The following is a 13426-nucleotide window of genomic DNA, read 5'->3' as shown; positions in this document are numbered from 1 at the left end:
GGCCCTCAGCCCTGGTCGTCGCGGGGCCGCAGGCCGTGCGGCTCCAGGAACGCCGGCCGCAGCTCAGGGTCGGGCTCGTCGTAGTAGCGGTGGAAGACCGGGGTCTGCGAGCCCGACATCGGCGGCACGATCCAGCTCCAGTCGGCCGGGCAGCGCCGTCCCGCGGCCTCCTCCTTCGCCAGGAAGGTCATGAACCGCTCGGCCTCGCTGTGGTGGTCGGCCATGGTGACGCCGTCGGCGTCGAAGGAGTAGGTGACCGCGCGGACCAGCTCGACCATCGCCCGGTCCCGCCACATCGTGCGCACCGACCGGGTGTCGAGCCCGAGCCGCTTCGCGATCTCGGGCAGCAGGTCGTAGCGGTCGGTGTCGGCGAGGTTGCGGGCGCCGACCTCGGTGTCGAGGTACCAGCCGTTGAACGGGGCGGCCGGGTACACGACCCCGCCGATCTCCAGTGGCATGTTGCTGATGGCGGGCACCGAGTGCCAGCGCAGCCCGAGCCGGGCGAACCACGGGTGCTCGGGGTGGCGCAGCGGGACCTCGTGCACGGCGTCCGGCGGGACGTCGAACAGCCGGGACCGCCCGTCCGGGCCGGTGATCAGCAGCGGCAGCACGTCGAACCGGCCCGCCGGCTGCGGCCGCGGCCACCCCATCCCGACGACGTGGTCGGTGAAGTCGGCCTGCCCCGGGTCCCCGGTGACGGTGCCGTCGGGGTTGCGGTGCCCGGCGTAGCGGACGAGCTGGTCGTTGCGGATCCGCGGGCCGGGACGCCCCGGGGCGTCCGGCGCGAACACCGTCATCGTCGAGCGGATCTTCCCGCCGCGGGTGGCGGCGCGCAGGTGCCCGACGCTCTCCTGCGCGATGTCGGCCGGGTCGTGCAGGTGGCGCAGGTCGCGGACCTGCAGCGACTGCCAGTACAGGCGCCCGATGCAGCGCGCGGAGTTCCGCCACGCCACCCGGGTGCCGAAGACCAGCTCGTGCGTGGTGTGGGTGTAGGTGCCGACGCGGTCGATCTCGGCGCGGACCTGGCGCAGCCGCTCCGGCAGCGGGACGCCCGGCTCGGTCTCGGCGTACACCTGGCGCAGGAACTCCTCGGCCACGGCCGGGTCGACCGGGGCGGGGTCCCGCTCGTCGGCGACGCCGGGGGGCGGCGGGTGTCCGCCGGAGCGTCCGTGCCCGGTGACCGGGCAGCCACCGGTGCCCTCGGCCGGGGGCGCGACACGGCTCCCGGTCGACGGCGCGCCACGGCCCTCCACCGGCGGTGCGGTGCGGCCCTCCACCGGCGGTGCGGTGCGGCCCTCCGCCGGCGGTGCGGTGCGGTTCTCCCCCGGGGGCGCGACGCGGACGACCGTGGTCGCGGCGCCCGGGCCGTCGACCCGGGTGAGGAGGTGCTCGCGGCTGCCGGCGGCCGGGCGCTGCGATCCCGGGGCCGGGGTGGTGCCGGAGCCGGGGGTGGCTCCGGGGGCCTGGGCCGTTCCCGGGACCGGAGTCGCGACGGTCGCGCGCTCCGGCAGCGGCGTCGTGACCGTGGCCCGCTCGGCCGGGGCCTGCGGGTCCCGCAGCGGCCCGGACCCGCCCGGCCCCTGCTCCCGCGGCTGCCCCTGCTCCCGTGGCGGAGCCTGCCGCACCCGCGACCGGTCGACGACCGTCGTCGCCTCCACCCCGGGTCGCGCCACGGCGATGGTGGCCTGCACGGGGCCTTCGACCGGACCGACGAGCGGGACCATCGACACCGACCGGCCGGACCGCTCCGCGCCGGACTCCCCGGACACCGGGCCGGGACCCTGACCCGGACCCGACGGGGCGCCCGGCGGCGGGCCCGTCATCGGGCGGGGCGTCGGGCTCGGCCGGAAGCCGGGCGGTCGGTCGACCGGCCGCTTCGGTGCCGCGGGAGCGGGGTGCGAGTTCTTGCCGTGCTCCACCGTCGTCACGGGCGTCCTTCGGGGGTCACTCGGGTGGGGATCCGGGTCGGGGATGCTCCCGACCGTAGTCGGTCACTCTCCGTGTGTCACCGGTGCCGGGGGCGTGGTCGGCGACGTACAGCAGGTCACGAACCGGTCGTCCCTCCAGCCGGGCCCGGTCCTCGAACTTGGTGACCGGACGCCACGACGGACGGTCCTGCCAGCCGTCCGGACGGAGCGGGAAGCGGTCGTCCGGGCGCAGCGACGGCTCCGCGGAGACCACCCGGCGCATCTGCTCGGAGTAGTGCGGCCAGTCGGTGGCCAGGTGCAGCAGCCCGCCCGGGCGCAGCCGTGACGCGGCCAGCGCGGCGAACTCCGGCTGGATCAACCGGCGCTTGTGGTGCCGCCGCTTGGGCCACGGGTCGGGGAAGAAGATGCGCAGCCCGTCCAGCGACGCGGGCGGGACGACCCGGGTCAGGAGCTCCACGGCGTCGCCGCGCAGCAGCCGCTGGTTGGACAGATCGCCCTGCTCGATCCGCATGAGCAGCTGGGCCAGGCCGGGCTCGAAGACCTCGACGGCCACGTGGTCGATCCCCGGCTCGGCCGTCGCGAGCGACGCCGTCGTCTCGCCCATGCCGGACCCGATCTCCAGCACGAGCGGCGCGGTCCGGCCGAACGTCGCCGCCGGGTCCCACACCCCGGACGCCACGACGTCGTCGACCTCGGAACCCCACGTCGACCACAGCCGGTCCCAGGCGGACTGCTGGCCCTCGGAGAGCCGGACACGCTGGTGGACGTAGGAGCGGATCCGGGTGTCGTGCGGGTGCGGGGTCTCCGGGACGGTGGCCCGGTCAGGCACCGGTGTTCCGGCCCGCGGGCAGCCGCACGTGGGCGGTCGCGCCGGGCAGCCGGCCGCGGACGTAGCCGGCGGCGGTGACGCCGAAGCAGGCGACGATCGCGGCGGCGGAGGCGGCGTTGCGCTCCTTCGCCTCGCGGATCACGCCCGCGGGCAGCACCTTCATCGTGTAGCTGCTCTCGGTGGACAGCGAGTCCCCGGTCCCGACGACCTTGGACACGGCGGCCTTGGAGATCCCCTCGGCCCAGCCGCGGCGCAGCAGGTAGCGCCAGGAGACGCGGTCGTCGGACACCCGGTGGTCGACGGCGGCGCGCGGCTCGAACAGGATGCGCGGGTTCCGGCCGTCGGCGACGTAGGCCTGCCGGGCCCGGATGCAGAGCTCGGTCTCCTCGCAGCCCAGCGGGTTCTTGCCGATCCGGCCCATGTCCTCGGCGAACCCGCCGACGCGGGTGAACACCTCGGCGCGCAGGGACATGTTGCAGCCCATGAGGTTGCGCATCTCGGCGCGCTCGGTGGGCTGGCCGGTGTAGGTGCAGCCGACCACCCAGTCGAGCTCACCGGTGGCGTTCGGGTCCCCGGGGGCGGCACCGGGCAGCGTCCGCGGACGCCCGTCGGGCCACTTCGGGTGCGCGACCCCGCCGACGCCGATGACGTCCGGGTCCTCGTACGGGGCGAGGAGCGCCTGCAGCCAGCCGGGGCGGGCCGCGGCGTCGTCGTCGAGGAAGACGACGACCTCACCGGAGGCCAGCTCGACCGCGGTGTTGCGGGCGCCCGACAGGCCCTGCTTCTTGTCGTTCGCGACGACGACCACCCCGAGCGGCCCGAACTCGCGTTCGGCCCGCTCGCGCAGGCGTTCGTTGTGGTCGACGACGACGATCGTCTCCAGCGGGGTCACGTCCTGGTCGAGGACCGAGTCGACGGCGGCCTTGATGTCGAACCAGCGCTTCTCGGTGTAGACGCAGACGACCACGGTGGCGGTCGGCAGGGCGCTCACGGCGTTCGGGCTCCTCATGCTGCGGGATCCGGCGGGGGCGGCCGGAACGGGCGGCGCCGTGGGGCCTAGCGGGCGTACCCCGAGGCCTTGCGACGCTGCTCCATGCGACGGTGCTCGGCCATCAGGGTACGCAGCACGCGCGTGCCGTCGGCGAAGGTCCGCAGGTTGGTCTCGCCGAACATGCGCTCGCGCTCGACCGACGGCACCTCAGTGATCGTCAGGTCGGCGGCCGCGACGCGGCAGTTGAGCACGGTCTCGATCTCGAAACCGTCGCCCCAGAGCATCGAGCCGTCCTCGGGCTGCGGCGCCGCCGGGTCCGGGAGCTCGAGCTGCGGGAGCAGGTCGGCCCAGAAGGCGTTGTAGCCGTAGCAGAGGTCGGAGTACCGGGTGCCGAACAGCCGGTTCGCGACGGTGTTCAGGCCGGCGTTGCCGGACTTGCGCAGCAGCGTGATGTCGTCCGAGCCGCCGCCCTTGCAGAACCGGCTGCCCTTGGCGAAGTCGGCGCCCTTGACCAGCGCGTTCACGAAGGCCGGGATCTCGTTCGGGTCGGCCGAGCCGTCGGCGTCGAACATGACGATGACGTCACCGGTCGCGGCGGTGAAGCCGCAGGCCATCGCGTTGCCCTTGCCCTTGCGGGTCTGGGTGATGACGCGCGCCCAGGGCAGCGTGCGCCGTGCGACGGCGACCGTGTTGTCGGTCGAGTTGCCGTCGACGACGATGACCTCGTGCACGGCCGGGCGCACCGCGGCGATGGCCGGCAGCACGATCTCCAGGTTCCGGGCCTCGTTGCGGGTCGGCACGATCACCGACACCGCCGGGTTCGCGCTGCGGCGCGGAGCCGGGCGGGGCCGCGGGCGACGGAAGCCCTCGGGTCCCTCCGGCTGCGGCGCCAGCGGAGCGCGCCCGCCGGGTCGGGCAGGGCTCGCCGGGAACGGCGACTGTCCGGCACCGGCACCGTTCTGACGCCCGGGGCGCGCGGGGGCGCTCGCATCGGGCGTGACGGTCGGGCGGGCGGGCGTAACGGCGCTCACACTTCCTCCATACAGGTCCGCTTACTCGTCCAACGACGCGATCACGGTCCGGTTGCGGTTCTGGTGTCGGGCGTCTTCGGTATTGCCCGATCAGTGGACGTCCCTGGAGCCCGTGGGGTTGCCCCGGTCGGCTGATTCGTCCGTGTCCACGCTGCGGTTCAGCCTTGCCCATGAGAAGGGACGACGATCACCCGGGTCCGCTGCGCAGTCCTACGGATCCGTCCCGGACCGGTCCCTCCGACACTGTCCGGCATGGACCGGGAACCGCTGTCGGGCAGCATCGGACCGCCGCTGCGCACCGCGCTCGACCAGGCCCGCGCCGATCTTCTGGCGACGTTGTCGGTGCAGGTCGACGGCCTGGCGGCGGACGCGGCCCGGCGCGCGGGGCGGGCCGGCGACGTCCGGTGGTGGACGGCCGCGCTCGACGGTCCCGCCCGCACCCTCGACGACGCCTGGGCGCGCCGCAGCGGACCGGTCCTGCGCCGCCGTGCGGCCGCGGCCGCGCTACGACATCAGGGCGCACACGTGACGCATGTCACTCACGGTCCGTCACCGTCGTGTGGCGGGGCTCTCGTCGCCGCGGCGGCCCGGGCGCTCGCCGTCGCGCCGGGCCGGGAACGCGGGGCGTGGTCCGGGGCGGTCCTGTCCGGATCGGCGGTGTCGGTGCTGTCGCTCCTCGTGGCCGGCGCGCGGCTGCTCCCGGCCGCGGGCCCCGGGGTGCTGCCCGCCCTCGCCGGGCTCGTCCTGCTGGTGGGCGCGCTCGTCGCGGCCCGGGTGCGGACGGTCCGCTCCACCCGGGACCGTGCGCTGGCCCGGCGGGTGCGCGACGCGGTGCTCGTCGCCGCGGACCGCGAGCTGCTGCGGTGGATCTCGGACGCGGAGCGGTCGCCGACGGGGTGGGCCCTGCCGCAGCGGGCGCCGCACCCCATGCGCCCCACGGAGGAGCGCCCCACCGGGGAGCCGGCCCGTGCGTGCTGAGCCGCCGGTACCGGTCGGGAGCACGGTCCTGGCGGGCGCGGTGGTCGCGGCGGCGCTGCCCGTGCCCTGGTGGATGCGGGTGCCGCGGGCCCGCTCCGGCGTCGTGGGGTCGGTCCCGGTGTCCGGGCCCGCCGCCCGCGACGCCGACGGCGACGGCGTGGCGGAGACGCTCGTCGTCGACACGGTGCGAGGTCCGGAGTTCTGGACCGACCTCGACGGCGACGGTCTCGCCGACGCGGTGACCGGTCTTCCCGGCGACCCCGGTTGAGTCCCGGGGTCAGTCCTCGGGCTGGTCGGCCGGGGCGCGGCCCTCGCCGTCGGTGCTCGCGCCGCGCCGGAACCGGCCGACGCCGCGGCGCTGCTCGGCGATGGAGCGGTCGATGTCCGCGGACACCTTCTGCTGGCGGCGCCGCTCGCGGATGCGCAGCAGCACGAGCATCGAGACGCCGTAGGCGATCCCGACGATCAGCAGCACGGCGCCGATCTTGAACACGATCTGCTGCACGCCGGTGATGCTGTCGATGTCGATCACCGAGATCATGCCGAGGACGCCGAGGGTCAGCAGGTGGAACAGCACCACCAGCAGCCGGTTGATGGAGTGCGACGTCTCCGTGTTCTGGAAGACGTCCTCCAGGAACGGCTGCCCGGTGCGCAGCAGGATCTGGCCCACGACCACCGTGATCGCCACTCCGACCACGACCAGTGCGAGATAGCCGCCGGTTCCCTCCACAGTGGGCCCCTCCCCGTGCGTGTGCAGGGTTGGAGACTACCCCGCGCGACCGGTTCGACGCGCTCTGCGCGCGAGGTGTTCATCCGTTTCAGGAGCGGGCGGCGAGCAGCTCCCGCAGTGTGTCGAGCAGCTCGTCGGTCGACACCCCGCCGGTGAGCGGCGCGCCGGTCAGCGTGCGCAGGTAGAGGCCGTCCCCGACGAGCTGCACCAGCCAGGCCACGACCGGGTCGTGGATCTCCTCGCCGAGCGCGGCGAGCCCGTCGGCGTCGACGTCGGCCAGCGCGCTCCGCGCGGCCTCCCCGGAGGTGGTGCCGTCGGCGATGCGCAGGGTCGCGAGGTAGGTGCGGGTCAGCCCGACCGGCGAGGTGTTGCCCGGCATCGAGGTGCGCAGGTAGTAGGCCACGGTGCCCGCCGCGTCCGAGCGCATGAGCTCCGCGTCCCGGGCGCTGCGTTCGCGCAGCCGCTCCAGCAGGCCGCCGACCAGCGATTCCTTGGAGTTGAAGTGGTAGAGCAGCCCGCCCTTGGACACCTCGGCCGCCGCCGCCACCGCGTCGAGGGTGGCGCCACCGGGCCCCTGCTCGATCAGCAGCGTCTCGTACGCGTCGAGGACCCGGTCGCGGGCCGAGCCCGGTCCCCGTGTCCCCGCGTTCCGTCGTTCGGAGTGGGACGCCATGGGCGAAGCCTAGTGCCCGTGCCCCGCCTCACAGTCCCGGCCGGGAATGGACTGTACCGTCTGGACGGTATAAAGATGTACCGTCCGGACGGTAAAGCTGCGTCCGGATCAGGGCACCACGGGACGACGAGTACGAGGGAGAACGGCGATGTCACGGCCGGAGGTCGGCGCAGGGGAAGCGGCGATGGACAGGGGCGGGCCGGACGTGGCGCCGCGACCCGGGCCGCGCGCCTGGCTCGCGCTCGCGGTGCTCGCCATCCCCACGCTGCTGGTGTCGATCGACAACACGGTGCTCGGCGTGGCGCTGCCGGAGCTCTCGGCCGCGCTCCGCCCGGACGCGGCGACGCTGCTGTGGGTCGTCGACATCTACCCGCTGGTGCTCGCCGGCCTGCTGGTCACCATGGGCACCCTCGGCGACCGGATCGGCCGCCGCAGGCTGCTGATGATCGGCGTCGCCGGCTTCGGTGCGGTCTCGCTGCTCGCCGCGTTCGCCACCTCGGCCGCCCAGCTCGTCGCGGCGCGCGCCCTGCTCGGCGTGTTCGGCGCGATGCTGATGCCCTCCACGCTGGCGCTGCTGCGGTCGGTGTTCCTCGACCGGACCCACCGCAGGCTCGCGCTGGCGATCTGGGCGACCGGGTTCGCCGCGGGCGCGGCGCTCGGCCCGATCGTCGGCGGGCTGCTGCTCGAGCACTTCTGGTGGGGCTCGATCTTCGTGATGAGCGTGCCGCCGATGGCGCTGCTGCTCGTCGTCGCGCCGCTGGTGGTGCCCGAGTCGCGGGAGACCGAGCCGGGCCGGCTCGACCTGGTCGGTGTGGTGCTGTCGCTGCTGACGATGGGACCGCTGGTCCTGGCCCTCAAGCTGGCCGGGTCCGCGGGCGGGGTGACGCCCGCCGTCGTCGCGTCGGTGCTGGTGGGTGTCGGCTCCGGGGCCGCGTTCGTCGCCCACTACCGGCGACGCGTGCGGCGCGGCCTGGACCCGCTGATCGACCTGGAGCTGTTCGCCCGCCCCGTGCTCCGGCACAGCGCGCTGGCCAACGCCACCACCATGTTCGGGCTCACCGGGCTGCTGTTCTTCTCCGCCCAGTACCTCCAGCTGGTCGTCGGGTACTCGCCGCTGCAGGCGGGCCTGCTCCTGCTGCCGGGCTTCGTGGTGACGGTCGTGGCCGGGCTCGCCGCCGCGCGGCTGGCCCGCCGGTTCGCGTTGCACCAGCTCGTCGCGACCGGGCTCGCGCTCGTCCTGACCGGCTACGTGGTCTGTCTGTTCCTACAGGTGGACTCGGCGGTCGTGCTGCTGATGACGGCCGCGGTGCTGATCGGCGCGGGGATCGGGCTGTCCGAGACCGTCACCAACGACGCGATCCTCGCCGCCGCCCCGCCGGAGAAGGCCGGCGCCGCGGCCGCGGTCTCCGAGACCGCCTACGAGGTCGGCGCGGTGCTCGGCACCGCGCTGGTCGGCGGGGTGCTGTCCGCGGTGTACCGGGCGGGTGTAGTGCTCCCCGACGGGACGCCGTCCTCGGCCGGGGAGACCCTCGGCGGGGCGGCGGACGTCGCGACGACGATGCCCGCCGACACCGCGGCGGCCCTGCTGGCCTCCGCGCGGGAGGCGTTCGTGCACGGGGTGGACGTCGCGTCCGGGGTGGCGGCGGTCGCCGTCGCGGTGGTGCTGGTGACGGCCGGGCTCGGTCTGCGCCGCGCGCACCGGGACGTCCTGGCGGCCGGTGCCTCCGCAGTGGACGCCGACGCCGGGCACGCGGTCGCGCGCCGCTGACCGCTCGTCGCGGGGTGTGAGCATCGGGTGACCACCCGTGACGGTCACGGGTGACCGTCCGGCCGCCCGGACGGGTGGTTCCGGCGACGCGCGGCCCCGTCGGACGCTCGTTCGGCGGATCCGGTGTGCCCCGGCTGGTTCACTACGGCTCGTCCGCGGCGACCGGTGCCGGTTGCCGGTGCCGACTCCACACGGGAGACAGCCGTGCCGTACGAGGTGGTCAGCGCCTACACCCTGGTGCTCGGGGAGCACCCCGGTGACTCCGTGGACCGCGACGCCGGGGATCCCGGCACCGAGGACCACGACGCCGTCCCGGCCCGCCCGGAGGTCTCGGTCCACACCACCGCCGAGGACGCCTGGCGTGCGCTCGACGCCGGCGTCCGTGAGCGCTGCGGGATGCGGCCCCGGCCGCGCCGGCGGATCGACCCGGACGCCGTCGTCCGGCTCGCCGACGCCTGGCGGGCCGGTGATCCCGGCACGCGCTATTGGCAGGTGACCGCGCACCGGCTGCCGATCATGGTCCCGGAGCTCGCGCGCGCCGTCGCCTCCGCCCGCTGACCACTTCCGTTCCTGAAAGCCCTAAGTGGGTTCCGGGAACGCGTTGAAACGGTCGCTTCCGGCCTGCGGGTGAATTTCCGCGACGCTTCTCCCGGAATGTGTGTGCCGATGTCACGGATCGTCGCCGAATCGGTCACCGGGAACAGGTTGCGTTCGTGTGACATGCCTGTCACCTGGGCGGACATCGCCGTCGTCCGTCGGCTACTGGATCGATTTACATGATCGGTGCTGTGCCTGACCTCTCAACTCCACCCATGGGTGGCGCACTATTTCGCAGGTAGCCTCGGAAACCACCTTTTCCCGTCTGGGCCCGTTGCCGACTCCGGTCGCGGGCCCGTCGTAGTTCCCCCGGTGACGGGCCGGGGCCGGCGAGGAGAACAGGACGACATGACTGCAGCGACCGTTCCGGGCACCGACAAGGCACCGACCACCAACCAGGGCGTCGCGGCCTGGGTCCAGGAGATCGCCGAGCTGACCGCCCCGGACCGCGTCGTGTGGTGCGACGGTTCGGACGAGGAGTGGACCCGGCTCACCGACCAGCTGGTCGAGCAGGGCACCATCGTGCGGCTCGACCCGGAGAAGAAGCCGAACTCCTTCTACGCCGCGTCCGACGCCGGCGACGTCGCCCGCGTCGAGGAGCGGACCTTCATCTGTACCGAGACCGAGCGCGGTGCCGGGCCGACCAACAACTGGGTCGCGCCCGCCGAGATGAAGCGGACGATGACCGAGCTGTACCGCGGCAGCATGAAGGGCCGGACCCTCTACGTGGTCCCGTTCTGCATGGGCCCGACCGACGCCGAGGACCCGAAGCTGGGCGTCGAGATCACCGACTCCGAGTACGTCGTGATCTCCATGAAGATCATGACCCGGATGGGCGCGCACATCCTGCCGCTGCTCGACGAGGCCGGTGACCGCTGGGTCAAGGCCCTGCACTCGATCGGCGCCCCCCTGGCCGAGGGTCAGGCGGACGTCCCGTGGCCGCACAACGAGGACAAGTACATCAGCCACTTCCCGGAGACCCGGGAGATCTGGAGCTACGGCTCCGGCTACGGCGGCAACGCCCTGCTGGGCAAGAAGTGCTACGCGCTGCGCATCGCCTCGGCCATGGCGCACGACGAGGGCTGGCTCGCCGAGCACATGCTGATCCTCAAGCTGATCAGCCCGGAGGAGAAGGCCTACTACGTCGCCGCCGCCTTCCCGAGCGCCTGCGGCAAGACCAACCTCGCGATGCTGCAGCCGACCGTGCCCGGCTGGCGCGCCGAGACCGTCGGCGACGACATCGCCTGGATGAAGTTCGGCGAGGACGGCCGGCTCTACGCCACCAACCCCGAGTTCGGGTTCTTCGGCGTCGCGCCGGGCACCAACTGGAAGACCAACCCGAACGCGATGCGCACCATCGAGGCCGGGAACGCGCTGTTCACCAACGTCGCGCTGACCGACGACGGCGACGTGTGGTGGGAGGACCTCGAGGGCGACCCCCAGCACCTGACGGACTGGAAGGGCAACGACTGGACGCCCGACTCGGACGCCAAGGCCGCGCACCCCAACTCCCGCTACACCGTGCCGATCGACCAGTGCCCGGTCGTCGCGCCGGAGTGGAACGACCCGAAGGGCGTGCCGATCTCGGCGATCCTGTTCGGTGGCCGTCGCAAGACCACGGTCCCGCTGGTCACCGAGGCCCGCAGCTGGCAGCACGGCACCTTCATGGGCGCGACGATGTCCTCGGAGAAGACCGCGGCCGCCGCCGGCACGGTCGGTGAGGTCCGCCGCGACCCGATGGCGATGTTGCCGTTCCTCGGCTACAACGTCGGCGACTACTTCGCGCACTGGGTCAACACCGGCAAGGGCGCGGACGCGGACAAGCTGCCGAAGATCTTCTACGTCAACTGGTTCCGCCGCGGCGAGGACGGCCGCTTCCTGTGGCCCGGTTTCGGTGAGAACAGCCGCGTCCTGAAGTGGTGCATCGAGCGCCTGGAGGGCAAGGCCGCCGCCGTCGACACCCCCATCGGGTTCGTGCCGACCGCCGACCAGCTCGACCTCGACGGTGTCGACGCCGAGCGCGCCGACGTCGAGGCCTCGCTGGCCGTCGATGTCGAGGAGTGGAAGGCCGAGATCCCGCTGATCGAGGAGTGGTTCGCCAAGATCGGCGACGACAACCTCCCGACCTCGATCCGCGACGAGTTCGAGGCACTGAAGCAGCGCCTCGGCGCCTGACCCACCGCGGCCCCGGCCGCGCGAGACCCACGGAGCCCCCGCACGCCGTCCGGTGTGCGGGGGCTCCGTGCTGCGTGCCGACCACACCGGCGTCGTCAACGAAAGTGTTGATTCGTGCGCTGCGGTGTGGTTTGTTCGTCGCGTCCGTTTCCGGAGCCCGCGGGTGGCTCCGACCGGCTCGACCACAAAGGAGTGGCACGGCATGGACGGGACCCCTGCCCCGGGCGCGACGACGCTCGGCACGCAGCCCTCGGGCACCGCCACCTCGACGCGCGCCGCCGCAGGTAGCTTCATCGGCGGCGTCGTCGAGTGGTACAACTTCTTCATCTACGGCACCGCCGCGGCGCTGGTGCTCAACGACGTCTTCTTCCCCGACGCCGACCCGGCCGCGGGGACCTGCTGGCGCTCGCGACGTTCGGGATCGCCTACCTCGCACGACCCGTCGGCGGCATCGTCTTCGGTCACATCGGCGACCGGATGGGCCGGCGGGCGGCCCTCGTGGCAACACTGATGTTGATGGGCGTCGCGACGTTCCTCATCGGTGTGCTCCCGACCCACGCGGCGATCGGGGTGTGGGCGCCCGCGATCCTCGTCGTGCTGCGGCTGGCCCAGGGCCTGGCCGCCGGCGGCGAGCTCGGCGGTGCGTCGGCGCTGGCCGTCGAGCACGCGCCGCCCGGGCGTCGCGGGTTCTTCGGGGCGTTCGCGATGTCCGGCTCCTCGGCCGGGATCGCGCTGGGCTCCGGGGTGTTCGCCCTGGTGCTGACCCTGCCCGAGGACCAGTTCCTCGCCTGGGGCTGGCGGGTGCCGTTCCTGCTCAGCGCGCTCGTCGTGGTGGTCGGGTTCGTCATCCGGCGCAAGGTGCCCGAGCCCGAGGTCTTCGTCGACGCCGTCGCCGACCCCGCCGCGGGCCCCGCGGCCACGGCGCCGGTGCAGGCCCGCCTGCCGCTGCTCGGCGTCCTGCGCACCTACGCCCGGCCCGCGCTGGTCGCGGTGGTCGTCTACTCGGCCCAGGTCATCGCGTTCTACCTGGTCACCGTGTACTCGGTCTCCTACGCCCGGGCGAACCTGGACGTGTCGGTGCCCGCGCTCGTCGTCTCCGCGGTCACGCTGACCACGCTCGCCAACATCGCCATGAACCTGGTGTGGGGCGCGCTCTCGGACCGGGTCGGCCGCCGTCCGGTGCTCATCGGCGGGGCGATCGTCCAGGCCGTCTTCCTGTTCGCGTTCTTCGCGGTGCTGCCGAGCGGGAACTTCCTGCTGATCCTGGCCGCGATGCTCGGGACGCTGTCGTTCGGGCAGGCCGCGATCGTCGGGGTCGTGCCGGCCTACTTCTCCGAGATGTTCGGCACGACGGTGCGGGTCACCGGGATCGGGCTCGGGGTGGGGGTCGCGTCGATCGTCGGCGGGTTCACCCCGCTGGTCGCCGCGGCCGTCGCCGGTGCCGGGGGTGGCTGGGTGCTGATGTCGTCCATCGCGGCCGGGGTCTGCGTCGCGGCCTGCGGCGCCGTACTGCTCCTGCGGGAGACCCGCGACCTCGACATCACCCGGATCGGGGAGGACTCCCGGGGCTGAGCGGCGCACCACGTCACGGGGTCCCGTCCGCCGTCCCCCGCGGACGGGACCCGGGTCGAGACTCGGTAACGGCGTTCCCACGACCGGTGACAGCGAACGTTGCTCGACGTAACGTGCCCGACCGGGCCGGCTCCACGACGGCGTCGGTCGCGCA

General features: G+C 73.7%; 13 protein-coding genes. 7 read left to right on the top strand and 6 right to left on the bottom strand.

What is annotated here, in order from left to right; all coding sequences use genetic code 11:
* Positions 1-5 precede the first annotated feature (5 nt).
* From DMP17_RS26540 to DMP17_RS26525, 4 genes are all read right to left on the bottom strand, one after another.
* Positions 6-1097, bottom strand: a complete 1092-nt coding sequence (locus DMP17_RS26540) for a nitric oxide synthase oxygenase (protein WP_308016892.1) — start codon at positions 1095-1097, stop codon at positions 6-8.
* Between the two features lie 847 nt (positions 1098-1944).
* On the bottom strand, positions 1945-2757 hold the full coding sequence (trmB, locus tag DMP17_RS26535; protein ID WP_337830931.1) for a tRNA (guanosine(46)-N7)-methyltransferase TrmB: 813 nt from the start codon (positions 2755-2757) through the stop codon (positions 1945-1947).
* Positions 2750-3748: a glycosyltransferase family 2 protein gene (locus DMP17_RS26530; RefSeq protein ID WP_226354422.1), complete on the bottom strand. Its 999-nt coding sequence runs from the start codon at positions 3746-3748 to the stop codon at positions 2750-2752. The genes trmB and DMP17_RS26530 overlap by 8 nt, the downstream gene beginning before the upstream one ends.
* 65 nt (positions 3749-3813) lie before the next feature.
* Complete coding sequence (locus tag DMP17_RS26525) at positions 3814-4779, bottom strand: glycosyltransferase family 2 protein (RefSeq protein ID WP_226354421.1); 966 nt, start codon at positions 4777-4779, stop codon at positions 3814-3816.
* Between the two features lie 252 nt (positions 4780-5031).
* Here DMP17_RS26525 and DMP17_RS26520 point away from each other — a divergent pair, with 252 nt between their 5' ends.
* On the top strand, positions 5032-5757 hold the full coding sequence (locus DMP17_RS26520; RefSeq protein WP_226354420.1) for a hypothetical protein: 726 nt from the start codon (positions 5032-5034) through the stop codon (positions 5755-5757).
* Positions 5747-6025, top strand: a complete 279-nt coding sequence (locus tag DMP17_RS26515; RefSeq protein ID WP_226354419.1) for a DUF6802 family protein — start codon at positions 5747-5749, stop codon at positions 6023-6025. The genes DMP17_RS26520 and DMP17_RS26515 overlap by 11 nt, the downstream gene beginning before the upstream one ends.
* A gap of 9 nt (positions 6026-6034) precedes the next feature.
* Here DMP17_RS26515 and DMP17_RS26510 read toward each other — a convergent pair whose 3' ends face one another.
* Both DMP17_RS26510 and DMP17_RS26505 read right to left on the bottom strand, forming a co-directional pair.
* Positions 6035-6487 (bottom strand): hypothetical protein, encoded by a 453-nt coding sequence (locus DMP17_RS26510; RefSeq protein ID WP_226354418.1) that lies wholly within the window; start codon positions 6485-6487, stop codon positions 6035-6037.
* Positions 6488-6575: 88 nt separating this feature from the next.
* The gene (locus DMP17_RS26505) at positions 6576-7160 is read right to left on the bottom strand and encodes a TetR/AcrR family transcriptional regulator (RefSeq protein WP_226354417.1); all 585 of its coding nucleotides are present in this window, start codon (positions 7158-7160) and stop codon (positions 6576-6578) included.
* A gap of 148 nt (positions 7161-7308) precedes the next feature.
* Between DMP17_RS26505 and DMP17_RS26500 the strand changes: the two genes are divergently transcribed.
* The 5 genes from DMP17_RS26500 (at position 7309) to DMP17_RS26480 (ending at position 13272) form a co-directional block, all read left to right on the top strand.
* Positions 7309-8928, top strand: coding sequence for an MFS transporter (locus tag DMP17_RS26500; RefSeq protein WP_337830930.1), 1620 nt, complete (start codon positions 7309-7311; stop codon positions 8926-8928).
* 204 nt (positions 8929-9132) lie between these two features.
* On the top strand, positions 9133-9486 hold the full coding sequence (locus DMP17_RS26495; protein WP_226368023.1) for a hypothetical protein: 354 nt from the start codon (positions 9133-9135) through the stop codon (positions 9484-9486).
* 387 nt (positions 9487-9873) lie between these two features.
* Positions 9874-11700, top strand: coding sequence for a phosphoenolpyruvate carboxykinase (GTP) (locus tag DMP17_RS26490; protein ID WP_226354414.1), 1827 nt, complete (start codon positions 9874-9876; stop codon positions 11698-11700).
* A gap of 202 nt (positions 11701-11902) precedes the next feature.
* On the top strand, positions 11903-12211 hold the full coding sequence (locus tag DMP17_RS26485) for a hypothetical protein (protein ID WP_337832819.1): 309 nt from the start codon (positions 11903-11905) through the stop codon (positions 12209-12211).
* A complete protein-coding gene (locus tag DMP17_RS26480; RefSeq protein WP_337832737.1) occupies positions 12097-13272 on the top strand; it encodes an MFS transporter in 1176 nt (391 codons plus the stop codon). The genes DMP17_RS26485 and DMP17_RS26480 overlap by 115 nt, the downstream gene beginning before the upstream one ends.
* Positions 13273-13426: the final 154 nt, after the last annotated feature.

The organism is Pseudonocardia sp. TMWB2A (assembly GCF_017312135.1).
This window is presented reverse-complemented; position numbering and strand designations above follow the sequence as displayed.

Excerpts from the sequence above, each read along its gene's own strand:
- DMP17_RS26500 (WP_337830930.1), top strand. The coding sequence starts at position 7,309 with ATGTCACGGCCGGAGGTCGGCGCAGGGGAAGCGGCGATGGACAGGGGC.
- DMP17_RS26490 (WP_226354414.1), top strand. The coding sequence starts at position 9,874 with ATGACTGCAGCGACCGTTCCGGGCACCGACAAGGCACCGACCACCAAC.
- DMP17_RS26520 (WP_226354420.1), top strand. The coding sequence starts at position 5,032 with ATGGACCGGGAACCGCTGTCGGGCAGCATCGGACCGCCGCTGCGCACC.
- DMP17_RS26505 (WP_226354417.1), bottom strand. The coding sequence starts at position 7,160 with ATGGCGTCCCACTCCGAACGACGGAACGCGGGGACACGGGGACCGGGC.
- DMP17_RS26485 (WP_337832819.1), top strand. The coding sequence starts at position 11,903 with ATGGACGGGACCCCTGCCCCGGGCGCGACGACGCTCGGCACGCAGCCC.